Origin of the sequence: Methylobacterium sp. E-066 (assembly GCF_022829635.1) — a bacterium.
Taxonomy (GTDB): domain Bacteria; phylum Pseudomonadota; class Alphaproteobacteria; order Rhizobiales; family Beijerinckiaceae; genus Methylobacterium.
On record NZ_JAKSYO010000182.1, the window covers coordinates 36,204 to 58,557 of the forward strand.

At 70.4% G+C, this 22,354-nt stretch carries 24 protein-coding genes; 10 read left to right on the plus strand and 14 right to left on the minus strand.

Annotation, left to right across the window (positions count from 1 at the left end):
* Together MKL20_RS25780 and MKL20_RS25785 are read right to left on the minus strand one after the other, a co-directional pair.
* Positions 1-819, minus strand: a complete 819-nt coding sequence (locus tag MKL20_RS25780; protein WP_244039040.1) for a quinoprotein dehydrogenase-associated SoxYZ-like carrier — start codon at positions 817-819, stop codon at positions 1-3.
* Positions 820-861: 42 nt separating this feature from the next.
* The gene (locus MKL20_RS25785; RefSeq protein ID WP_244039041.1) at positions 862-1,833 is read right to left on the minus strand and encodes a quinoprotein relay system zinc metallohydrolase 2; all 972 of its coding nucleotides are present in this window, start codon (positions 1,831-1,833) and stop codon (positions 862-864) included.
* 209 nt (positions 1,834-2,042) lie between these two features.
* Between MKL20_RS25785 and MKL20_RS25790 the strand changes: the two genes are divergently transcribed.
* The gene (locus MKL20_RS25790; protein WP_244039042.1) at positions 2,043-2,615 is read left to right on the plus strand and encodes a TetR/AcrR family transcriptional regulator; all 573 of its coding nucleotides are present in this window, start codon (positions 2,043-2,045) and stop codon (positions 2,613-2,615) included.
* Here the strand turns inward: MKL20_RS25790 and queC are convergent.
* The 3 genes from queC to cobT all read right to left on the minus strand — a co-directional run bounded on the left by queC (position 2,596) and on the right by cobT (position 4,937).
* Positions 2,596-3,321 (minus strand): 7-cyano-7-deazaguanine synthase QueC, encoded by a 726-nt coding sequence (gene queC / locus MKL20_RS25795; protein ID WP_244039043.1) that lies wholly within the window; start codon positions 3,319-3,321, stop codon positions 2,596-2,598. The two genes, MKL20_RS25790 and queC, sit on opposite strands and share 20 nt — an antisense overlap.
* Positions 3,311-3,667, minus strand: a complete 357-nt coding sequence (queD, locus tag MKL20_RS25800) for a 6-carboxytetrahydropterin synthase QueD (protein WP_244039066.1) — start codon at positions 3,665-3,667, stop codon at positions 3,311-3,313. Before queD ends, queC begins: the two co-directional genes overlap by 11 nt.
* A gap of 232 nt (positions 3,668-3,899) precedes the next feature.
* Complete coding sequence (cobT, locus tag MKL20_RS25805) at positions 3,900-4,937, minus strand: nicotinate-nucleotide--dimethylbenzimidazole phosphoribosyltransferase (protein ID WP_244039044.1); 1,038 nt, start codon at positions 4,935-4,937, stop codon at positions 3,900-3,902.
* Between the two features lie 132 nt (positions 4,938-5,069).
* Between cobT and cobS the strand changes: the two genes are divergently transcribed.
* The 3 genes from cobS to MKL20_RS25820 are packed head-to-tail and all read left to right on the plus strand — an operon-like array spanning position 5,070 to position 6,848.
* Entirely contained in the window at positions 5,070-5,894 is an 825-nt protein-coding gene (gene cobS / locus MKL20_RS25810) for an adenosylcobinamide-GDP ribazoletransferase (RefSeq protein ID WP_244039045.1), read from the plus strand.
* A gap of 52 nt (positions 5,895-5,946) precedes the next feature.
* Positions 5,947-6,159: a DUF1289 domain-containing protein gene (locus MKL20_RS25815; protein WP_243963302.1), complete on the plus strand. Its 213-nt coding sequence runs from the start codon at positions 5,947-5,949 to the stop codon at positions 6,157-6,159.
* Positions 6,156-6,848, plus strand: coding sequence for a TIGR02281 family clan AA aspartic protease (locus MKL20_RS25820; RefSeq protein WP_244039046.1), 693 nt, complete (start codon positions 6,156-6,158; stop codon positions 6,846-6,848). Before MKL20_RS25815 ends, MKL20_RS25820 begins: the two co-directional genes overlap by 4 nt.
* A 5-nt stretch (positions 6,849-6,853) precedes the next feature.
* On the opposite strand, the gene dusA is transcribed toward MKL20_RS25820, so the two are convergent.
* Entirely contained in the window at positions 6,854-7,870 is a 1,017-nt protein-coding gene (gene dusA, locus MKL20_RS25825) for a tRNA dihydrouridine(20/20a) synthase DusA (protein ID WP_313902754.1), read from the minus strand.
* Between the two features lie 446 nt (positions 7,871-8,316).
* Here dusA and MKL20_RS25830 point away from each other — a divergent pair, with 446 nt between their 5' ends.
* A complete protein-coding gene (locus MKL20_RS25830) occupies positions 8,317-9,936 on the plus strand; it encodes a methyl-accepting chemotaxis protein (protein WP_244039047.1) in 1,620 nt (539 codons plus the stop codon).
* Positions 9,937-10,022: 86 nt separating this feature from the next.
* On the opposite strand, the gene MKL20_RS25835 is transcribed toward MKL20_RS25830, so the two are convergent.
* Complete coding sequence (locus MKL20_RS25835) at positions 10,023-10,898, minus strand: SDR family oxidoreductase (RefSeq protein WP_244039048.1); 876 nt, start codon at positions 10,896-10,898, stop codon at positions 10,023-10,025.
* Between the two features lie 445 nt (positions 10,899-11,343).
* Here MKL20_RS25835 and MKL20_RS25840 point away from each other — a divergent pair, with 445 nt between their 5' ends.
* Complete coding sequence (locus MKL20_RS25840) at positions 11,344-11,556, plus strand: hypothetical protein (RefSeq protein WP_244039049.1); 213 nt, start codon at positions 11,344-11,346, stop codon at positions 11,554-11,556.
* Between the two features lie 65 nt (positions 11,557-11,621).
* On the opposite strand, the gene MKL20_RS25845 is transcribed toward MKL20_RS25840, so the two are convergent.
* The 3 genes from MKL20_RS25845 to MKL20_RS25855 form a co-directional block, all read right to left on the minus strand.
* Positions 11,622-12,179, minus strand: coding sequence for an RES domain-containing protein (locus tag MKL20_RS25845; protein ID WP_244039050.1), 558 nt, complete (start codon positions 12,177-12,179; stop codon positions 11,622-11,624).
* A gap of 204 nt (positions 12,180-12,383) precedes the next feature.
* Positions 12,384-13,184: an outer membrane protein gene (locus MKL20_RS25850; RefSeq protein WP_244039051.1), complete on the minus strand. Its 801-nt coding sequence runs from the start codon at positions 13,182-13,184 to the stop codon at positions 12,384-12,386.
* 445 nt (positions 13,185-13,629) lie between these two features.
* Positions 13,630-14,262, minus strand: coding sequence for an urease accessory protein UreE (locus tag MKL20_RS25855; RefSeq protein ID WP_244039052.1), 633 nt, complete (start codon positions 14,260-14,262; stop codon positions 13,630-13,632).
* A 208-nt stretch (positions 14,263-14,470) separates the two neighbouring features.
* On the opposite strand from MKL20_RS25855, the gene MKL20_RS25860 reads away from it, so the two are divergent.
* From MKL20_RS25860 to MKL20_RS25870, 3 genes are all read left to right on the plus strand, one after another.
* A complete protein-coding gene (locus MKL20_RS25860; RefSeq protein ID WP_243940570.1) occupies positions 14,471-14,740 on the plus strand; it encodes a hypothetical protein in 270 nt (89 codons plus the stop codon).
* Between the two features lie 155 nt (positions 14,741-14,895).
* Positions 14,896-15,642 (plus strand): TerB family tellurite resistance protein, encoded by a 747-nt coding sequence (locus MKL20_RS25865; RefSeq protein ID WP_244039068.1) that lies wholly within the window; start codon positions 14,896-14,898, stop codon positions 15,640-15,642.
* Positions 15,643-15,644: 2 nt separating this feature from the next.
* Positions 15,645-16,397, plus strand: coding sequence for an N-acetylmuramoyl-L-alanine amidase (locus tag MKL20_RS25870; protein ID WP_244039053.1), 753 nt, complete (start codon positions 15,645-15,647; stop codon positions 16,395-16,397).
* Positions 16,398-16,523: 126 nt separating this feature from the next.
* Here MKL20_RS25870 and MKL20_RS25875 read toward each other — a convergent pair whose 3' ends face one another.
* The 3 genes from MKL20_RS25875 to MKL20_RS25885 all read right to left on the minus strand — a co-directional run bounded on the left by MKL20_RS25875 (position 16,524) and on the right by MKL20_RS25885 (position 19,569).
* On the minus strand, positions 16,524-17,558 hold the full coding sequence (locus MKL20_RS25875) for a TerC family protein (protein WP_244039054.1): 1,035 nt from the start codon (positions 17,556-17,558) through the stop codon (positions 16,524-16,526).
* 159 nt (positions 17,559-17,717) lie between these two features.
* On the minus strand, positions 17,718-18,038 hold the full coding sequence (gene sugE, locus MKL20_RS25880) for a quaternary ammonium compound efflux SMR transporter SugE (protein ID WP_244039055.1): 321 nt from the start codon (positions 18,036-18,038) through the stop codon (positions 17,718-17,720).
* A 10-nt stretch (positions 18,039-18,048) separates the two neighbouring features.
* Positions 18,049-19,569: an MDR family MFS transporter gene (locus MKL20_RS25885; RefSeq protein WP_244039056.1), complete on the minus strand. Its 1,521-nt coding sequence runs from the start codon at positions 19,567-19,569 to the stop codon at positions 18,049-18,051.
* A gap of 271 nt (positions 19,570-19,840) precedes the next feature.
* Between MKL20_RS25885 and MKL20_RS25890 the strand changes: the two genes are divergently transcribed.
* Positions 19,841-21,073, plus strand: a complete 1,233-nt coding sequence (locus MKL20_RS25890) for a TIGR03862 family flavoprotein (protein ID WP_244039069.1) — start codon at positions 19,841-19,843, stop codon at positions 21,071-21,073.
* Between the two features lie 339 nt (positions 21,074-21,412).
* Here MKL20_RS25890 and MKL20_RS25895 read toward each other — a convergent pair whose 3' ends face one another.
* Positions 21,413-22,231, minus strand: coding sequence for a collagen-like protein (locus MKL20_RS25895; RefSeq protein WP_244039057.1), 819 nt, complete (start codon positions 22,229-22,231; stop codon positions 21,413-21,415).
* Between the last annotated feature and the right edge of the window lie 123 nt (positions 22,232-22,354).

Sequence of the window (22,354 nt, forward strand, 5' to 3'; positions counted from 1 at the left end):
TCAGTTGGTCGGGCTCGGCGGGGTGAAGCTGTGCTGCCAGCTGCCGCCGGCATTGTCGCTCGCCGCGACCCGGAGCGGCTTGCCGTCCGGCTTGAACGCGAAGTTGATCACCGGGTTCGACGAAATCGAGATGTCGCCCGTCATGGTGAAGACCGTCTTGTCGCCGGCCGAGACGGTGAGCTTATCGATATAGCGGGCCGGCGTGTAGTCGCGGGTGACCTGGTTCATCTGCATGCCCGAAAAGTTCGGGTGGCGGATCATCAGCGTCGCCTCCACGGGCTTGCCGGCTGCCGTCTCGGCGAACTTCACGCGCATGTCGCCCATGCCCTTCATGGCCTCCTCGTCGCTCATGCCCATCGGGGCCGAGCAGCCGCCGGAGGCCTTCACGAACTGCTTGGCCTCGTAGAGCTTGCCGTCCTGGGTCTCCACCACGGCGTGCATGTCGGTGTAGTTGTTGACCCGCACCCGCAGCTTCAGCTCCGCCGGGTCGGCGGCCGGCCCGAACTCGAACTTGGCCGCGTAGGGCGCCGGGTTGTCGTCGATCACCAGCGACACCGCCTTGATCCGGGACGGCTCGGGCATGGTCAGGGTGATCGGCACCAGGGCGGCGTCGAGCGCCCGGGCGGGGGCGTCGATCTTCACCAGGCTGTCGGTGGTCTCGATGGCGCGGTCGCCGAAGATCGACTTGGCGATCTCCTGCCAGCGCGCGGTCCGCTCCTGCTCGGTGTCGGAGGCGCCTGCGGCCAGGGCCGGACCCGCCAAGGCGGAGGTGGCGAGGATGAGGGCGAGCACTGCCGTGTGGGCGGTCTTGAGCGTCATGGCGTTTCTCCCGATTGCTCTCAGTATGGCGTTTCTAAAAAACTATTCCCACTCGAGTTCCTGGTAGGCCACGGTGACGTTGCGGCCGTTATAGGTATCGAACAGGGCCCATTTGTCCCGCTGGTCCCGGGCGACGCCGGCCACGGCCTTGTCGATCGGGACATCCTTGGCGATCGCCGCGCGGGTGCCGTCGCGCAGCGCCGTCAGGTAGCCGGAGAGGTCGGCGAGCGCGGGGGCGAGATCGACCGAGACCGGCCCGTGGCCCGGCACCGCCCGGGTCGCGCCCATGCCTTTCAGCCGGTCGATCTCGGTGAGCCAGCCCCTGAGGCTGCCGTCGAGGGACGGGATCCGGTTCACGAACAGCAGGTCGGCGGGGAACAGCAGGCCGCTGCCGGAATCGCGCATCGACAGGTCGCAGGTGGTATGGGCCGGCCCGTGTGCCGTGAAGGTCAGGCGGCGGTCGCCGAGGTCGATCTCGGCCGTGTCGGCGACGCTCATCGTCGGGTAGACCACCGGGCCGGTGCGATCCTCGCCGAGCATCTCGATCAGGCGCTGGCGGTAGAACTCGCCCCGGGCACCCAGCGCCTCGGCGAGCTTGGCGTGGCCGATGAAGACCGGCTTGTCCTGCACGAAGGCCCCTGCCCCGAACACGTGGTCCGGGTGGACATGGGTCAGCACCACATGGGTGATCGGCTTCGAGGTACGCTTGGTGATCTCGCCCCGCAGCCACTGCCCGTCCGCGAGGCTGCCGCCGGTCTCGGTGACGAGCACGCCGTCCCGGCCGATGAGGAAGCCGATATTGGCGATGGCGTCGGCATTGTCGGCGGTGGCGTCGGCGATCAGGCCCTGGCGCATAAAAATGCCCGGGCCGACCTCCTCCATCGTGAAGCTCTCGGCGGCGCGCCCCAGGCTCGGCAGACAGCACAGGCACAGGCCGGCGAACAGGGCGTGACGCCGCGACAGTGTGCGGCCCGCGGCGGCGGATTCGCCTGGATGGACGGCGGATGCCGTCATGCCGGAACCTCCCTGTTTGGCGTCTCTCACACAAGGCCTGGTGGCCGGGTGTTCTCCCGCCGAGCACGACAGTGCAGCGGGCGATGTGTGAGGTGTTCTTATTACCTACCATTAAGTAGGTAGATCTTTGCGCGGTCAAGTGGCAGATTGGCCGCCCGGCGCCGGGCGGTCACACGTTCGCGCGAGCCGAGAGAGACGATGTCCGAGCGATGCGAGACACCCGCGCCGAGCTGCTGAGTCAGGCCGAGACCCTGGTCCGGGGGCGCGGCTATGCCGGGTTCAGCTACGCCGACCTCGCCGAGGCGGTGGGCATCCGCAAGGCGAGCATCCACCACCATTTCCCCACCAAGGTCGATCTCGGGGCGGCGCTGGTGGCGGCCTACGCGGCCCGCTACGACGCAGCCCTGGTAACGATCCGCGCCGCGGTGCCGGACGGCCCGGGCCGGATCGCTTCCTATGGACAGCTCTATCTCGGCGGCGTCGAGCAGGGGCTCGGCTGCCTGTGCGCGGCCCTCGCGATCGAGGGCGAGGCCCTGCCCGAGCGCCTGCGCGGCGACGTCGCGACGTTCTTCGAGGGGCATCTCGCCTGGCTGGAGGCGGTGTTGCGCGAGGGCCAGGTGGACGGCAGCGTGCGGTCCGGTCCGGAGCCTGCGGTGCTCGCCCGCTACGTCATCGCCACCCTGGAGGGGGCGCTGCTGATGGAGCGGCTGTTCGCAAATCCGGCGGCGTTTTCGGGGACGCTGGCCGTGCTGGTCGACGGCCTCAGGCCGCAGACGCGATGAAGCGGGCAAACCCATCCGCCCGCAGCCGGCAGGCCGGGCAGGTGCCGCAGCCGTAGCCCCAGGCGTGGCGCGCCCCGCGCTCGCCGAGATAGCAGGTGTGGCTGTCCTCAATGATCAGCTCGACGAGCGGGCGCCCGCCCAGATCCTCCGCGAGGCCCCAGGTCTGCGCCTTGTCGAGCCACATCAGCGGCGTGTGCAGCACGAACCGGCGCTCCATGCCGAGATTCAGCGCGACCTGCAGCGCCTTGATCGTGTCGTCCCGGCAATCGGGATAGCCGGAATAGTCGGTCTCGCACATGCCGCCGACCACGTGCCGGATGCCGCGCCGATAGGCGAGCGCCGCCGCGAAGGTCAGGAACACGAGGTTGCGGCCGGGCACGAAGGTGTTGGGCAGGCCCGATTCCTCGAACCCGATCTCGGCATCCCGGGTCAGCGCCGTCTCGGAGATTTTTCCCAAAGCGTCGAGCGCAACCGTGTGATCCTCGCCGAGGCGCGAGGCCCAGGCCGGGTCGATGCGGCCCATGCCGTCGCGCAGGACGGCCCGGCGTTCGAGCTCGACCCGGTGCCGCTGGCCGTAATCGAAGCCTAAGGTCTCGACATGGTCGAACCGGTCGAGCGCCCAGGCGAGGCAGGTGGCCGAATCCTGGCCGCCGGAAAACAGCACCAGCGCCGAGCGGTCGCCGATGATCGCAGCGTCAGTCGCCATCGTACTCGGCCCAGGACATTGGCGTCTCCGCGACCCGCACCCGGGCGAGCCCCGGCAGGTCCGGCCGCAGCCGATGCCAGATCCAGGCCGCGATGTTCTCCGCGGTCGGGTTCTCCAGCCCCTCAATCTCGTTGAGGCAATGGTGGTCGAGCCGCTCCAGCAGCGGGCCGAAGATCTTTTCGATGTCGTAGAAGTCGATCACCCAGCCCGTATGCGGATCCACCGGCCCGGAGACGGTCAGCTCGACCCGGTAGGAATGCCCGTGCATCCGGTGGCAGCGATGCGTCGCGGGCACGTTCGGCAGCCGGTGGGCGGCCTCGAAGGTGAAGGCTTGGGTGATGTTCATCATGTTCGTCGCAGCGATCCCACCCGCGCCCTCATCCTGAGGTGCCCGACGATCGAAGATCGACGGGCCTCGAAGGAGCCCTCCAGGGATCGCCGCGAATCCTGGAGCCCTCCTTCGAGGGCTCCGCTTCGCTGCGCCACCTCAGGATGAGGTGATCTGGTGGGAGGGACGCGGGATCGACGGATCCGTTATCGGTTCCGCCCGGTATAGCATCGAATCGTGGCCCGCGCGCCTACCCGGCGCTCTTGCCCGAAACCCCCGCCTGCGCGAAGGTCGCCATGCCGGTATGGCAGGCGAGCGCGCCCTTGAGCAGGCCGATCGCCATGGCGGCGCCCGAGCCCTCGCCGAGCCGCATCCCCAGCGCCAGCAGCGGCACGAGGCCGAGCCGCTCCAGCACCTCCGCGTGGACGCCCTCCGCCGAGACGTGGCCGGCCAGGCAATGGTCGAGGGCCGACGGGTCGGCGGCGTGGAGCAGCGCCGCCGCCGCGGTGGCGACGTAGCCGTCGATCACCACCGGGATGCGCTGCAGGCGCGCGGCCAGGATGGCCCCCGCCATGGCGGCGATCTCGCGGCCGCCGAGCCGGGCCAGCACCTGGAGCGGGTCGCCGAGATGGCCGGCATGGTAAGCCAGCGCCGCCTCCACGGCCGCCACCTTCCGGGCGAGGCCGTCCTGATCGACGCCGGTGCCCCGCCCGACCCAGTGAGCGGGCTCGCCGCCGAACAGGGCGGCATAGAGGGCGGCTGCCACCGTGGTGTTGCCGATGCCCATCTCGCCGATGCCGAGGCAATCGGTGCCGGCGGCCACCGCCTCCATGCCGAACGCCATGGTCGCCACGGTGGCGCGCTCGTCGAGGGCCGGGCCCTCGGTGATGTCGCCGGTGGGCATGTCGAGGGCGAGGTCGAACACCTTGAAGCCGAGCCCGTAGGCCGCGCAGATCTGGTTGATCGCCGCCCCGCCGGCGGCGAAATTGTCGAGCATCTGGCGGTTGACCGCGTCCGGGAAGGCCGAGACGCCCTTGCGCGTCACCCCGTGGCTGCCGGCGAAGACGCAGACCAGCGGCCGGTCGAGGCTCGGCGGCGCCTTGCCCTGCCAGGCCGCCAGCCAGGACACGAGGTTTTCCAGCCGCCCCAGGGAGCCCGCCGGCTTGGTCAGGGTCGCGTCCCGGGCGGCGACCGCCTCCTGCGCGTCCCGGTCGGGGCCCGGCATCGCCTTGAGCAGGTTGCGGATATCGTCGAACGGGCCGGGATCTGTTTGGGCGGCGTCGGTCATGGCGGCGATGATTTCCTGTGGGCGCCCGCGAACGGGGAGACGACGGCGTATCGGGGCGACTATAGTGATCCTGCGCCGCCCGACCGTTCGCGATCGGCTCGCCCCGCCGGGGGCGGTGGGGGAGAGACCGCGATGGACAGGCAGACCGGCGGGGAGGCCGATTGGCCCGGGCGCGGCGCCCTCTACGACCTCGCCGGGTGCCTGCGGTTCTACTCCCGCCTGCCCGTGCCGCAACTGCCCGGTGAGCCGGACCCGCACCGGGTCCCCGATTTCACCGCCCTGCCCCGGATGCTGCCCCTCGCCGGCCTGATCCTCGCTCTCCCCGCCGCCCTGACGCTGACGGTGGGCTGGTGGATCGGGCTCGGCCCGTTCCTGGCCGCGACCCTGGCGGTGGCCGTGATGGTCCTGGCCACGGGTGCGCTCCACGAGGATGGCCTGGCCGATGTCGCCGACGGCTTCGGCGGCGGTGCCACCCTCGAGCGCCGCCTGGAGATCATGCGCGACAGCCGGATCGGCGCCTATGGCGGGGCGGCCCTGGTCCTGGCGCTGGCGCTGCGCATCGGCGCGCTGGCGACCCTCCTCGACCGCACCGGCTACGCGGCCGCGACCGTGCTGATCCTGGTCGCCGCCCTGTCGCGGCTCGCGGCGCTCGCCCCGATGGTGCTGCTGCCGCCGGCCCGGCCCGGCGGCCTCTCCGCCGCGGTCGGCCGCCCGGACCGGGCGAGTCTCTGGGTCGCCCTCGGGATCGGTCTCGGGGTGGCGCTCGCCGGCGTGATCCTCGGCCTGCCGCTGCGCGGCGTCGCGCTGGCGATCCTGTGCGCCGGCCTCGCGGCGCTGGCCCTCACCCGGCTCGCCCGGCGCAAGATCGGCGGCCAGACCGGCGACGTGATCGGCGCCTGCCAGCAGGTGTCCGAGATCGCCGCGCTGCTGGCCCTGGTGGCGGCCTTGGCGGATTGATGTGGCATTCCGGGCCTTGATCGAGCCACGATCCCTCGGCCAAGGATCGGCGATGTCGCCCGCGCCCAAACCCTCCTCCCCCTGCACTAAGGTTTGCGTCCTCGACGCCGCCAGCGGGCTCTGCCGCGGCTGCGGGCGCAGCCGCGACGAGATCGCCGCCTGGGGCGGGATGCCGGAGGCGACGCGCCGGACCATCATGGCCGGGCTTCAGGACCGGATGCGCGCGGCCGGTTTCGTGCCCCTGGAGGAGCCGCTGCCGTTATGATCTATCTCGGGCTCGCCGCCATCGCGCTGGTTACGGCCGTGCTGGTCTTGAGTGACGGCAGCGACAGCCTCGGCGGCGTGATCGAGCCCGACCACTTGGCCGCCCTCGCCTCCACCGGCGGCATCCTGGCCCTGGTGGTCGCCGGCTACTGGCGGCAATTCAGGTCCGCACTCGGCCCGAACCTGCGCGCGCTCTTCGCCTGGGCGCTGATCGGGCTCGCCCTGGTGATCGGCTACAGCTACCGCGACCGGTTCCAGGGCGTCGGCGCCCGGGTGCTCGGCGATCTCCGGCCCGGCTCGGCGGTGTCCGGGCCCGGCGGCACGGTGACGATCACCCGCCGGGCGGACGGCGATTTTCGGGTCGAGGCCGAGGTCAACGGTCGGGTGCAGCCGTTCCTGTTCGATACCGGGGCGAGCAGCGTCGTGCTGACCGCCGAGAACGCCGCGGCCTTGGGGCTCACGCCGGCGCCGGCCGACTTCACCGCCCGGGTCGCCACCGCCAACGGCCTCGCCTATGCCGCGCCGATCCAGCTCGATGCGCTGCGCATCGGCACGATCACCGAGCGGCGGGTGAACGCCATGGTGGCGCGGCCCGGCTCGCTCGCCGGCAACCTGCTGGGCCAGACCTTCCTGACGCGCCTGTCCGCCTACGAGGTCCGGGGCGACCGGCTGATCCTGAGTCCGCCCTGAGGCGTTCAGGCTGCCCGCGCCTCCGGCACTTCGCGCGAGACCGTCGCCACCGCGTCCCGCAAGGTCTGGAGGCCGGCCTCTTGCCGCATCCCGTGGGTCGAGAGGTGGCGCCGGAAGGCGCGCGCGCCCGGCCGGCCGTTGAACAGCCCGAGCATGTGGCGGGTGATCGCGTGCAGGCGCTCGCCGCGCGCCAGGGCGGCGGCGACGTAAGGCTCGAACGCCTCGACGGCCGCGAAGGCGTCGGGCACCGGCGCGGCCACGCCGAACAGTTTTGGATCGACGCCGAGCAGCAGCGCCGGCTCGGTATAGGCGGCGCGGCCGACCATCACGCCGTCGACCTCGGCGAGGCGTTCTTGCGCGGATTCGAGATCGCGCAGGCCGCCATTGACCGCGACCGGCAGGGCGCCGAGCCGCCGCTTCAGCCGCGCGGCGCGGCCGTAATCGAGGGGCGGCACGTCGCGGTTCTCCTTGGGCGACAGGCCCTGGAGCCAGGCCTTGCGAGCGTGGACGATCAGCCCGTCCACCCCGGCGGCCACGACCGCGTCGGCGAGCGCGTCGAGGGCCACTTCGGGATCCTGGTCGTCAACGCCGATCCGGCATTTCACCGTCACCGGCACGGAGACGGCGGCCTTCAGCGCGGCCACGCAGTCGCCGACCAGGGCCGGCTCGCGCATCAAGCAGGCGCCGAACCGGCCGTCCTGCACCCGGTCCGACGGGCAGCCGACATTGAGGTTGATCTCCGCGTAGCCGAAATCCGCCGCGATCCGCGCGGCCTGCGCCAGCTCGCCCGGGTCCGATCCGCCGAGTTGCACCGCCACCGGGTGCTCCATCGCCGAGAAGCCGAGCAGCCGTTCGCGCGGCCCGTGCAGCACCGCGCCGGTGGTGACCATCTCGGTGTAGAGCCGCGCCCGCGCCGACAGGGTGCGATGGAAGGCGCGGCAATGCCGATCCGTCCAGTCCATCATCGGGGCGACGGAGAACCGCCATCCCGGAAGTGCGCCGCCACTCTCAGCCGCCGTCACGTGTGCCAGATCCGTGTTGTCCGCGCTCCGCCCGCGTCGGGTGTCGTCCTGCGGGCCGGGCGGAGAGGCCGCTGATACCACGGCCCGGCGGCCCGCGAACAGCGCTACCCGCGGCCCTGTCGCCGACCTCTTGGGAGTCGGGCGGTGCCGCACTGGCCCGCTCGAAGCGCGACGGTCAAGGCTTGGAAGATAAGTCCGGCCTGGATGCTCAAAATCTCAGTCTCGACACGTAAGAGTTGAACGATTCTAAGGTGATGCACCTGCCAATGTGTAGACCGATATGAAGTATCATATTACTTGATGGCGGAGGATGGGGTCTGTATAGTTTGTCGCATAAAAAACAAAAATCTACCGAGTTCAGATTTTATGAGCCGGGAAAGGGAATTTCATCAATGACAATCGGCAAAAAGATATTCTTCATTCTGGGCGGAGTGATATTTGCATTCGTGGCGATCTTGGCCTTCGAGTTCCGGTCTGCCGACGGCATTCTGATGGATGGCCGGAAGGCCGTCATCCGCCATCAGGTCGAGGCCGCGCACAGCATCGTGGCGGCCTTGGCCAAGCAGGCCGAGGCCGGGACGATCCCCCTCGACGAGGCGAAGCGGCGGGCTGCCGATACCCTGCGGTCGATCCGCTTCAACGGCAACGACTACGTCTTCGTCTACAGCACCGAGCCGGGCAATCTCGGGCGCAACATCGTCCACCCCGATCCCAAGGTCGAAGGCTTGAAGAGCCGCAGCGACGAGGAGATCAGGAAGATGTTCGTCGGGCAGGCGATCGCCCGCGGGCAGGAAGGGGGCGGCTTCACTGCGTATAGCTGGCCGCGGCTGGGCCAGACCGAGCCCGCACCCAAGATGATCTACTCGCTCGCCTTCGCGCCCTGGCAATGGTCGATCAATGCGGCGCTCTACATCGACGACATCCAGGCGGCGAGCCGCCAGCGTCTGATCCAGACGCTGCTCTGGCTGGTGCCGCTCTGTCTCGGCATCGTGGTGGCCGGGGTACTGGTCGCCCGCAGCATCACCAAACCGTTGAGTGCCTTCACGGCAGCCCTGCGCCGCTTGGCCGGGGGCGAACTCGCGACGGCGATCCCGGGGGCGGGACGGCGCGACGAGATCGGCCTGATGGCCGCCGCGGCCGGCGTGTTCCGGGACAGCATGATCCAGGCGCAGACCCTGTCCGCCGATCAGCACGCCGAGCAGGCGCGGCGCGAGGAGCGCGCCCGCTGGATCGAGGACATCACCCGCAGCTTCGACCAGAGCGCGAGCGACCTCCTCCAGAAGGTCGACAAGGCGGCGGCCGGAATGCGGGAGGCCTGCCGGGCGATGTCGGAGACCGCCTCCGCGGCGGCTCGGCAGACCGGTTCGGCCGCGGATGCAGCGCAGCAGGCCTCGGCCAACGTTCAGACCGTGGCCGCCGCCACCGAGGAACTGTCGGCCTCGATCGCGGAGATCGGCGATCAGGTCTCCAAATCGGCGGAGATCGCCATCCAGGCCGTCAAGGAGGCCGAGCGCACGGATCGGCAGATCCAGGGGCTGGCCTCCGTGGCCGAGCGGATCGGTGAGGTCGTGCGGATCATCTCGGCGATCGCCGAGCAGACCAATTTGCTGGCGCTCAACGCTACGATCGAGGCGGCCCGGGCCGGGGAGGCTGGCCGGGGCTTCGCGGTGGTGGCCGCCGAGGTCAAGGGCCTGGCCGGCCAGACCGCCAAGGCCACCGAGGAGATCACCGCCCAGATCGGCGCGATCCAGAGCGAGACGGGCGTCGCGGTCGAGGCGGTGCAGTCGATCGGCAAGACCGTGGACACGATGAACGCCATCTCGAGCGCCATCGCGGCCGCCGTGGAGCAGCAGCGCTTCGCCACCGGCGACATCTCCCGCAGCATCGACGAGGCGTCGCGGGGAACCGGGGCGGTGAGCGAGAACGTGGTCTCCGCCTCGACGGCCGCCGACGCCACCCGCCGCGTCGCCGAGGAGGTCGGCAGCGCGGCCGGCGACGTGACCCGAAGCGCCGAAGCCCTGCGGGCCGAGGTGGTGCGTTTCCTGGCCGACATGCGCGCTGCCTGAGCGGCCCGCGACCAAGGATCGGGGCTTCGCGCCCCGAACCCCGCCAAAGGGCCGTGGGCCCTTTGGAAACCCGGGATCTGCGGGACCTAGAAGACCGGCATCGCGCCGGCCACGGTGATGAGCGCGCCGGACGTGTAGCTGCTGTCCTCGGAGGCCAGCATCACGTAGGCGGAGGCGAGCTCGGCCGGCTGGCCGGGGCGGCCGAACGGCACCTGGTCGCCGAAGGATTTGACCGAATCCTGGCTCATCCCGGACGGGATGAACGGCGTCCAGATCGGGCCGGGCAGCACGCCGTTCACCCGGATGCCCTTCTCGGCCAAGAGCTGCGCGAGGCTCAGCACGAGGTTGCTCAGTGCCCCCTTGGTGGCGCTGTAGGCCAGGAGCGTCGGCATCGGGTGCTTGGAGTTCACCGAGGAGGTGAAGATCACCGAGGCGCCGGGCTTCAGGTGGGCCAAAGCCGCCTTGGTCACGTAGAACGGGCCGAACACGTTCGTGCGGAAATGGTCCTCGAAGATAGTGTCTTCGATGGAATCCAGGCCCTGGTTCGGCTGCTGGAACGCGCCGTTGTTCACCAGCACGTCGAGGCGGCCGAACGTCTCGACGGTGCGGGCGACGAGCGAGCGGCCATAGGCCGGGTCCTTGAGGTCGCCGGGCAGCAGCAGCGCGCGCCGGCCCGCCTTCTCGATCCAGCCGCTCACCGCCTCGGCATCCGCCTGCTCTTCGGGCAGGTACGAGATGGCGACGTCGGCCCCCTCCCGGGCATAAGCGATCGCCACCGCGCGGCCGATGCCGCTGTCGCCGCCGGTGATCAGCGCGACCTGGCCGGTGAGCTTGCCGGAGCCCTTGTAGCTGTCCTCGCCGTGATCGGGCTCGGGCGCCATCCGGCCGGTCTTGCCCGGAAAGCTCTGCGGCTGCGCCTCGAAGGGCGGACGCGGGTATTTGTGCAGTGGATCGGTGGTCATGCGGGGTCTCGCGTTGGGATATGAGTCCAACGGGGGGGCACCCGGGGTGTTCCTGCGCCCCGCCGACGCGCCGAGCCGGCGTGACGACACAGGGCAGCAACAGGCGGCCTCCAGTCTCCGGCCCGAGGGAGACGGCGCCATGATCGAGTTTCAACCGGTGGATCGGGTTGCGCGCATCATCGACCGAGCCCTGCTCTGCGCTGCGATGGTGTCGCTGACCTTCGGCCTGGCGACGGCCCTGTGGGGATTGCTCCAGTGAGCGCCGCGCCGGATGTCGTCCCGGCCCGCCGCGGGTGCTAGGCCGGCCCGCCATGCGCCGGACCGGCTTCGACCGCACCGCCCTCGTGCTGATCTGCGCGGGCCTCGTGCTTCTCGCGCTGGCGCAACTGCTGGTGGGCTTCCCGTGACGCCGCACGGCCCTTCGGCGAGGCCGGGAATGGAGCCGATGCTGAACCGTGCCCTCGTGGCCGCGCTGCTGCTCGCGGCAGCCGCGTTCCTGCTCTACCTCGCGAGCCTCGCCCGCGAGGCCTTGTCGCCGAACCAGCCCTACGCGGCCAGCATCGGGCTCACCCTCGACCAGTGCGTGGCGGCCCAGGACGGCCTCGCGGAGACAGAAGCGCGCGCCTATTGCCGGCGGCCGGTGCCGAAGCGGCTTTAGAGCGCTCGCCGCCGAAGTTGGATACCGGTTCGCCGGTAAGCTGCCACATGCACCTCCGTAACGGCCTAAAGGCCCCACTTCGGTCCATCGGGACGCAATTCGATCCGTCGCGGTTCTCCACAGACCACGATTGATGGACCCCCGAGCTCGTTCCAGCGAAAGAGGCAGATGTGCCAGCCGCCCGGTATCAACCGAGAGCGATCGACGATCCCGTCCGCTCCACCAGCACGCGCCGCGTCGGCATTTTGCCAGGACGGCGGCTCCTGCCCGGAGGCCAAGGTTTGACGCCACGACACGTTCGATTGGTCGCGATCGATGCCGACCGATCGGCATGCGTCTTCGTCATGTTGGTCGAGGACGTAAGCTTCGCTCATGACGAGAGGTACAACCACGCGCGGGCGCCCCTCTTCGCGGATGTATCCTGAAACGGCGACCGTCGCCCACTCGATGCTCGGGCTCATGTACAGAGCGGCTTGTCCCAGCCGGTGATAACGACCGGCACTCTCAGGGGACGGCGGTGACAGGACGTGCTCCACTTTGTCGGCAGGGACCGAACGAAAGAAAGTCCCTTCCACCCGACGCAAGGAGGCTCGGCTGTCGGCTGGGGTGATCTGACGATTCATGCTGTCAGATCACCCGGCTTTGGCGCGGTGGTCATGGCAATGAACGTGGGCTTGAAGGTCGGAAGAGCCCCTCCGCCCGGTTACCAAGCGCCCGATGTTGACCGTGAGCACATCATCTCGGATGCCGGATCCGAGACGATGCGCTAGGTCTTCAATCGGGCATCATTTTTCCGAAAGCTGGCAACCACCTCTTGGAGTGATGCGCTAGCTACCGAACTTGTAGTTCAGGCCGAAGCGGCCGAGCACGCCCTCGTTCCGGAAGCGGGCGGCGTAGGCGCCGACGCCCGGCCCGACCGCCACGAGCGGGACGGTGCGACGGCCGAGATCGTAGTACAGCGCCTCGCCCTTCAGGGTCACCGCGCTGGAGTGGAAGACGTTGAACACGGAATCGGTGGGCAGCGCGAACTCGATGCCGCCGCCGGCCGCGTAGCCGGTCTCGACGTGCGCGCTGCTTCCATAGAAGTTCGGCTGACCGGTCGCCGTCTGGAAGACGCCGCGGTAGGTCTCGCTCGCATAGGCGAAGCCGCCGGTGCCGTACACCAGGGTGCGGTCGAAGGCATAGCCGACGCGCCCGCGCACGGTCCCGAGGAAGCTGCCCAACTCGCGGAAGGTGCTGATCCCGCCGAGGCGCCCGGTGGTGCTGCGGGTGCGGTTCAGGTCGGTGTAGCCCAGATCGGCCTCGGCGCCGACGACGAAGCCGGAGCCCGGCGTGAACTGGTAATTGTAGCCGAGCTGGCCGCCGCCGGTGAAGCCGTCCCGCGGCAGGCCCAGCGCAGCCGGACGGTCGCCGACCCGGACCCCGTTGTTGACCGGAAACACGCCGGCCGTCGTCACGCTGTCCTTGGTCGAGGTGATGTAACCGGCATTGATGCCGAAGTACGGGCCGGCCCAGGTGAAGACCGGCACGGGCGGCGGCGGCGTATACGCCCGACGGGGCAGATCTGCTGCGGAAGCGGCAGCCGTCAGCGCCGTAAAGGCAGTCAGGGAAGCAACGATCTTACGCATGGAATGGTGGCCCAAGAAATGAATTCCTGGCCTTCGTATCGAAAGCTTGGCCTACAGTCTGTGATACGGATGCAACACTTAACAGCACGAGCAAGGTAACGATTTATTGGGGCGCTTCTTACGATTGCAAGGCGCAAATATTTTAGAAATGAAAATAAAAAAGAAATCTGTATTTTATTCTCCGATATCGAGGGCGACTCGGAATTGCATTGCGGCTGTCCTTCGGCAGGACCATTTTGGCGCCAGCCGGCCTTGCGCGGGGACGGCGCCGGGTGGATTGCGCCACCCGATCATCCCGCGTCGTCATCGCACACAGCAAAGCGATCTGAAGTCACGCCGAGCTCTGGGATCACGCGGCCCGAGATTGCGGCGCGGCACGTGCCATGACGGCGGCGGGAGCTTCGCACGGAAGCTCTTGATGCCGTGGTCGCCGGTTGAGCGGCTTCTAATGGTCGTGATTGCAGCCGGGGCCGTGGACATGCCCGTGATGCCCATGGTCGTCATGGGTCTCGGCATGCGCATGCGCTTCGGCGTGGTCGTGACCGTGATGGCCGTGATCGTGGCTATGGTCGTGCCCGTGATCATGATGGGCGTGTCCGTGATCATGTCCGTGATCGTCATGCCCGTGATCGTGCCCGCAGGTGCTGTGGTCGTGCGCCGCGTGCTCGGGCCGGAAGGGGCGTGAGACCGGGCTCGCGGTGCAGCCCTGGCCGCGGACCAGTTCGGCATTGGCCGGGGAGGACGGGACGTAGAGCACGTCGGCGGTGATCTCGGCGGGGACGTGGTTGCCGCCGAGCTGCCAGGCCAGTCGGGTCAGCCGGGCGGGGTTCTCGGCGCGCACTTCCAGAAGATCCTCCTGGGCGGCCCGCACCGCGACGAGGCGGCCATCCTCCAGGCGCAGGGCGTCGCCGTCCTCCAGCGCCGCCGCCTTGGTGAGCGCCACCTCGAATCCGAGGCCGCCTTCCGCCACCAGGGATCCGGAAGCGGCCGCCCGGGCGGCGTGATCGAGGCTCACCGTGTCGGCGACGCGGTCGGGGCGAACCGCGGCCCGGCGGACGATCGTGGTGGCTCTCGACATAAAACCCTCCGGGATGGCGCTGCGGCGCCCCGGCCGGCGCGCCGCCTCAACGCGGTGGCATAGGGCGAGACGGGAAGCAGGCGCAACTCCATCACCGGGTGTGGAACCTTAGCCGTAGGGCGGGCATTCCTTTCCTGCTAAGCTCACGGGGATCCGCGACGATCACGGCCGACGGCCGGACCGGATGCACAAGGGAGATCAGGGGACCATGAAGAAGCTGACCGCAGCCGCCCTCGCCACCATCGCCGCCCTGTCGCTGGGCGCCTGCAACACCCCGGAGGATCGCGCGCTCGGCGGTGCCGGCCTCGGCGCGCTCACCGGCGCGGCCATCGGCGCCGCCGCCACGGGCCGCGCCGGCGGTGCCCTGGCGGGTGCCGCGATCGGCGGCGCCGGCGGCGCCATCGTGGGCGCCTCGACCGCGCCGCGCTGCCCCTACGGCACCTACCAGGACGCCTACGGCAACATCTACTGCCGCTAAGGCTCGACGCGGCGGGGCCGGGCGCGTCCCGGCCCTTCCGCGCCGCCTGAGGAGCGGCTATCCCGGCTTCGGCCGGGCGCGTCCCCGGTGCCGGACGCGAAGCCGCCGACCATGACCGCACCGAGTTCACGATGCCGCTCAGGCTCGGCCCGCCCATGAGCGAGGGGGCCAAGCCTCAGGGTAAGCCTCAGGGTCCTTGGGGCAAGCTCGGCGGTGCCGGGCTCGGCCTCGCCGTCGGCGGACCGCTCGGGGCGCTGATCGGCGGCGTCGCGGGCCATTTTTTGGTCGACCGGATCGGTGCGCCTTTCGGCCCGACGCCCCGCGATGTGGTGTTCACCACCGGGCTGGTGGCTCTGGCCGCCAAGATGGCCAAGTCCGACGGCGTCGTGCTGCCCTCCGAAGTCGAGGCGTTCGGCCGGGTCGTCCGCGTCGAAGAGTCCGCGCGGGCCGGCGTCGAGCGCCTGTTCGATCTGGCGAAGAAGACCACCAGCGGCTTCGAAGCTTATGCACGGCAACTCGCGACGACCTTCGGCGACGAGCCGGCCCTCCTCGAAGACGTGCTCGACGGCCTGTTCCAGATCGCCGGCGCCGACGGGGCGCTTCACGAGGCGGAGGAGCGCTATCTGCGCGCCGTTTCGAGCATCTTCGGCTTCGACGAGGCCGCCTTCCAGCGCATCGCGGCCCGGCACGTGCGGCTGCCGGACGACCCCTACGCGGTCCTCGGGCTCGACCGGGACGCCGACGAGGCGGCCGTGAAGGCGCGCCACCGGGCGCTGGCCGCCGAGCACCATCCCGACCGGGCGCTGGCCCGGGGCCTGCCGGCCGAGGCGGTGACGATCGCCACGAAGCGGCTCGCCGCCATCAACGCCGCCTATGACCGGATCGTGCAGGAGCGCGGGTAGCGGTGAGCCTCGTTCCGGACAGCCCCCTCGCCCGCCGTGTCGCGCCCTCGCCGAACCATGGCGAGCGCCGCGGGGCGCGGCCCGACATGTTGATCCTGCACTATACCGGCATGGACAGCGGGGCCGCCGCGCTGGCGCGGCTGCGCGACCCGCTGAGCGAGGTCTCGGCCCATTACCTGGTGTTCGAGGATGGCTGCATCGTCCAGATGGTGCCGGAGGCGCGCCGCGCCTGGCACGCGGGTCGGGGCGCCTGGAAGGGCGTCACCGACCTCAATTCCCGCTCGCTCGGGATCGAGATCGTCCATCCGGGCCATGCCGGCGGGCTGCCGCCCTACCCGGACGCGCAGGTCGCCGCCGTGATCGCGCTGGCCCGGGATATCCTGGGACGCTGGCCGATCCCGCCGGAACGGGTCCTGGCCCATTCCGACGTGGCCCCCGAGCGCAAGGAGGATCCGGGCGAGACGTTTCCGTGGGACCGCCTCGCCGCGGAGGGCGTCGGCCATCGCGTCCCGCCGACCGGCCTGCGGGACGGCCGGTTCTTTGCCCAGGGCGATGCCGGACAGCCCGTGGAGGCGCTGCAGGCGATGTTCGCCCTCTACGGCTACGAGCTGCCGGTGACCGGTGTGTTCGACGCGCGCACGCATGCGGTCGTCACGGCGTTCCAGCGCCATTTCCGCCAGGCGCGGGTGGACGGCGTGGCCGATGCCTCGACCATCACCACCCTGCGCGACCTGATCGCCGCCCTGCCGGCATAGCACCGAGAAGTCCTGGGATTCCAAAGGGTTCAGCCCTTTGGCGGGGTTCGGGGGCGGAGCCCACGAGACCTTCCAGGGCTCCGCCCTGGACCCGCAAAAGGTCCCGGACCTTTTGAAACCGGAACTTCAGGCCCGATGAACCCGCGCCTCATGCCCGTGCGCCGGGCTGGCGGCCGCTTGGGCTGGGGCGTCGGTTCGGGTGCGCCACAGGCTGTACAACACGCCGATCGCCAGCAGCGACAGGGTCACCACCAGGGACACCCAGGGCTGCACATGGATCAGCCCGAACGTGTCGGCGACCACGATCTTGGCGCCGATGAAGATCAGGATGAAGGCCAGCGCGGTCTTGAGATAGGCGAACCGGTCGACCATCGCGGCGAGCGCGAAGTAGAGGGCGCGCAGCCCCAGGATCGCGAAGATGTTGGAGGTGTAGACCACGAACGTGTCGGTGGTGATCGCGAAGATCGCCGGCACGCTGTCGACGGCGAAGATCACGTCGGCGCCGTTGACCAGAACCAGCGCCAAGGCGAGCGGGGTGAACCACAGGGCCTTGCGGCCGGTGGCCGGGTCGGGCCGGCGCACGGCGAAGTGCTGGCCGTGCAACTCGGGGGTGACCCGGAAGGTCTTCTTGATCCAGCGCACCACGGCGCTGTTTTGGAAGTCGCTCTCCTCCTCGGGCCCCGAGAACAGGATTTTCAGGCCGGCGAAGATCAGGAAGGCGGCAAACAGCGACAGCACCCAGTGGACCTGATGCACCAGGGCCGCGCCGAGCCCGATCATCAGGCCGCGCAGCAGCACGGCGGCGAGGATGCCCCAGAGCAGGACCCGGTGCTGGGCGGCGCGCGGAATGCCGAGCGCGGCCAGGATCATGGCGATGACGAAGACGTTGTCCATCGACAGCGACTTCTCGACCACGAGGCCGGTGACATATTCCTCCCCGGCCTGCGGCCCGAGATACCACCAGATCCAGCCGCCGAAGGCGAGGCCGAGGGCCAGGTAGAAGCCGGTCAGCAGCAGGCTCTCCCGCACGCCGATCTCGTGCTCCTTGTCCCGGTGCAGCAGCCCGAGATCGAAGGCCAGCAGGCAGCCGACCAGGACGTGGAAGCCGAGCCACATCCACAATGGCTTACCGAGCCATTCGACGGTGAGAACGTCCATCATGTGCGGGACCTGATGCGATTCCGGAAGGAAAGCATCGGCTCCGACATCACGGGCGCTGAACAGCGCCCGCCAGAGGGGCCCGCAGCCGATAGGGGCGAGTTAAGCGGGCGAACCGGGCGAATCAAGGGCACGGACGCGGCGACCGGATGATCCCGCGTCTCACGCGTCCCCGGAGAGCTTCATCAGCACCAGGCCCGAGACGATCAGCGCCGCCGCTGCGATCCGCAGGGGGCTCGCGCTCTCGCCGAGCATCAGGATGCCGAGCAGGAAGGCGCCGACCGCGCCGATGCCGGTCCAGACCGTGTAGGCGGTACCGAGCGGCAGGCTGCGCATGGCGAAGGCCAGCAGGACGAAGCTGCCGAGGGCGGCCGCCACCGTCACGACGCTCGGGATCAGCTGGGTGAAGCCCGCGGAGCGCTTCATCGCGTAGGCCCACACCACCTCCAGCAGGCCGGCGGCGAGCAGGATCAGCCAAGCCACGATCGGGTCCTTACGATGGGGTGTCGGTGGCCGGCGCGCGGCCGGGCTTCGCCGCGGGACGCTCGCCCAGCGGGCGCTCTTCCATGTAGGCGAGGAACCCGAAGGCAGCCACCAGGCCGAGGCAGGCGGCCGCGAACACGGAGCGGAAGGTCAGGGCGAGCTGTGCGGGGTCGCCCCCGCGGATCAGGCTCTCGACATCGTGCCCGGTCCCGGTGGCGCCGCCGAGCACGATCGTCCCGAAGGCGGCGACGATCAGGGCACCACCCAGCGAGCGGAAGAAGTTCATCGCCGCGGTGGCGATGCCGAGCTGGTGCGTCTCCACTGCGTTCTGGATCGCGATGGTGGAGAGCGGCAGGATCGTCCCGATCCCCATGGAGAGCAGGGCGAACAGCACCTCCATCAGCCAGAACGGCAGCGCCCGCCCCTCCAGGGCGATGACGGCGCAGCACACGATGCTGAGGCTCATCATGGCGAGCGGCAGGCGCTTGTAGTGCCGGAACAGCAGCATCGACCGGCCCGACAGCGTCGCCCCGGTGACGGTGCCGACCATCAGCGGCACCAGGGCCATGCCGGATTCGCTGGCGGTGAGCCCGATCACGCCTTCGAGGAAGATCGGCACGTAGATGGTCAGGCCGATGAAGGTGCCCATCGCGAAGCAGGCGGACAGGGTGGCGCTGTAGACCACCCGGTTCTTCAGCACCTCCGTGGGGATCAGCGGCTCGGCTGCGGTGGCGAGGCGCGCCGCGAACAGGCTGCCCAGCACGGCGGCCAGGGCGAGCAGGCCGAGCACCGGCGCGGAGCCCCAGGGATAGCGCACGCCGCCCCAACTCAGGGCCAGCAACAGGGTGGTCGAGCTCAGCACCAGCAGGACGGCGCCGGGATAATCCAGCGTGTGGCGGCGCTCGTTGCGCGGCAGCAGCTTCAGTTTGGCGTTGGTCAGCGCGAAGGCCAGGAAGCCGATCGGCAGGTTGATCCAGAAGATCAGCGACCAGTGCAGATGCTGGGCGAAGAAGCCCCCGAGCAGGGGCCCGGCCACCGAGGCCGCCACGAACACGCCGGCGATCACCACCTGGTAGCGCGCCCGCTCCTTGGGCGGCATGATGTCGGCCAGGATGGTCTGCGACAGGGCGATCAGCCCGCCGCCGCCGATGCCCTGGAGGCCCCTGGCGAGCGCCAGGGTCACCATCGTGGGGGCCACCGCGCAGGCGAGCGAGCCGAGCACGAAGGTCGCGATGGCGATCAGCAGCATGATCCGCCGCCCGTGGATGTCGGACAGCTTGCCGTAGAGCGGCGTCACCGCCGTGGAGGCCAGCAGGTAGGCGGTGACGATCCAGGGGAGGTTGGCGGCGTCGCCGAGATCGAGCCCGATGGTCGGCATCGCGGTCGCCACGATGGTCTGGTCGAGGGCCGCGAGCAGCATCGCGGTCATCAGGCCGAACACGATCGCGCGGATCTCGACCGGGCTGAGGCGGTCCCGGGCGGCGGGGGCCGGCTGCGCCGGGAGCCCGGTGACGGCGATGGGACGACCCACGTGTCTGACCTCTGGTCCGGGCTGCACGGCCGTTCGCATCCGGTGCGGATGGCGGCTCGGCACGAAGGAGGGGAGCGTCGATGGCCCTCGCGCGGAGGTTGCCGATCTACGCAAGGCGGAGAAAGGAGAAGAACCTATCTTTGGGGCGTTTTGGTTCCTAGCGCCGCACCAGTGAACCTGCACGGCGCGCAGCGCACGGCTCCCCTCTTTCCTCGCCCCTCCCCGGCCCTTCCGCTTGACAGGCACGGGCGGCCTGCCGCTCTCCAGGCGGATGCCGGACGACATCAGGGACATCGCCCAAGATATCGCTATCGTGGGTGGCGGCCCGGCCGGGCTGGCCGCGGCCGAGGTGCTGGCGCAGGCCGGCCGGGCGGTCACGGTCTACGACCGGATGCCGTCTGTGGGCCGCAAGCTGTTGATCGCCGGGCGCGGCGGCCTCAACCTCACCCACAGCGAGCCGCGCGCGGACTTTTTGGCGCGCTACCATCCCGCCGGCCACCTGGACGCCGCCATCGCGGCTTTCCCCCCGGAGGCGCTGCGGGACTGGTGCGCGGATCTCGGCGAGCCGACCTTCGTGGGGTCGAGCGGGCGGGTGTTTCCCACGAGCTTCAAGGCGTCGCCGCTGCTGCGGGCCTGGCTGGCGCGGCTCGACCGCCTCGGGGTCCGGATCCGCACCCGCCACCGGCTCACGGCGATCGCCGAGGGTTCTTTTCAGTTCGAGACGCCCGATGGCCCGACCGAGATCCGGCCCCGGGCGACCCTGCTGGCGCTCGGCGGGGCGAGCTGGCCGCGGCTCGGCTCGGACGGGCGCTGGGTGCCGCTCCTCGAAGGGCTCGGGGTGGAGGTCGCGCCCCTGGAGCCGGCCAATGCCGGTTTTACCGTGGCGTGGTCCGACCTGTTCCGGGAGCGTTTCGCCGGGGCGCCGCTCAAGCGGGTGGCGCTCGCCTGCGACGGCATCACCGTGCGGGGCGAGGCGGTGATCACCGAGGCCGGGATCGAGGGCGGGGCGGTCTACGCCCTGTCGCGCCACCTGCGCACGGCGATCGCCGCCCGGGGAAGCGCCCGCCTTCGCGTCGACCTGCGCCCCGACCTGACCCTGGAGGTTCTGGCCCGCCGCCTCTCCGGCGCCCGGCCTGGGGATTCGGCGGCGACCCGGCTGCGCAAGGCCGCGGGCCTTTCGCCGGTGGCGGCGGGCCTGCTGCGCGAGGCGGCCGGCCAAAACCTCCCGGCCGAGCCCGAGGCGCTGGCCGGGCTGATCAAGGCCGCCCCCCTCGCCCTCATCGGCTCGGCCCCGATCGAGCGGGCGATTTCGACGGCGGGCGGGGTCCGCCTCGACGCCCTCGACAGCCGGGCCATGCTGCGCGCCCGCCCGGGCCTGTTCCTGGCCGGCGAGATGCTCGACTGGGAAGCCCCGACCGGCGGCTACCTGCTCCAGGGCGCCTTCGCGGGCGGCCGAGCCGCCGCCGCCGGGATGCTGGACTGGCTGCGCGAGACCGGCGGCTGATCGGGGTGATAGCGCCGCCTGGAGCTCGGATCTGCGCGGCGGGGTCCTGATCTTTTTTAACGAGGGCGCTGCCTTGAGAGGCGATTCCCTCGCCCCGCGGGGACAGAGCGGCCTCACACGTCTCCGCTCAAGGCGCGGGTCCCCTCTCCCGCACGGGAGAGGGACAGGGTGAGGGATGCGACCTGTCCGGAAAGACCTGGTCCCTCACCCCAGCCCTCTCCCGCACGGGAGAGGGGGCGCGTCGCGGCCTGCACAAGCCGATGTGTGGACATCGGAGCCTGTGCGGGCGTGGGAGGCGCCAGCGTCGCTTCGATGAGAGATGTGTGACACCCGCAACCCTCACGGCCGGGTGCAGAACCCGACGATCCCCGAGGCTTCCGCCGGGCAGGTGGCGCCCTCCCCGTCATAGACCGGGGTGCCGGCCTTGAGGCAGTGGGCGGTGACCAGGATCTCCTCGGCCGGGCATGTGATGGTGCAGCCGCCCGCGCAGTCGGACTTGCGCACGGCCCGGAGGGCGGAGGCGCCGGCCTCGCCCCTGGCCCCTGCCCCGCCGACCGGGCCGGGCTCGCCCTTGGCCCCCGGCTCGCCCTTGATACCGGCTTCGCCCTTGGCGCCCTGATCCCCCTTGGCCCCCGGGAGTCCCGGAGCGCCAGGCTCACCCTTGAGCCCCTGGTCGCCCTTGGGACCCGCATCACCCTTGGGACCCGCATCGCCCTTCGGCCCCGCCTCCCCGGGCGGCCCCGCGGCGCCCTGCGGGCCGGGCGGCCCCGGGGGGCCTTCGGCGGCGCAGTTCGCGATCACGGCCTCGCGTTCGTCCGGCTCGGCCTTGAGGGTCGCCACGCAGGTCGGCGGCCGGTAGGGGACCCGGAAGGTGAAGCGCCCGCGCCGGTCGGCCTGGATCGAGATGTCGTCGTCCAGGACCACGATCGCCCCGGGCTTGCGCACCGAGCCCGAGATCCGCAGGTCGCCCGCCTCGATCCGGGCGTCGTAGACCATGATCGGCTGGCTCGGGACCGGGGCCTGCCGGGGCCGCGGCTTGACCGGGCGCGGGCGGCCTTCGGACGCATTCGGGGCGGCGGGCCCGGGATCCGGCGGCTGCTGGGCTGAGGCCGCTCCAGAGAGGGCGAGCAGGATCGTCAAGGCGAGGGCTGGGCGCATGCTCGGACCATGTTGTGACGTGCAGGTTCGGTCGGCACAGCGGCGCAGGGCGGGGTTTTCCGGGATTGGCCGAGACCGGGCGGAATTTTGTCGCGGTTTTTCATGGCGTTCGCCGCGCCATCG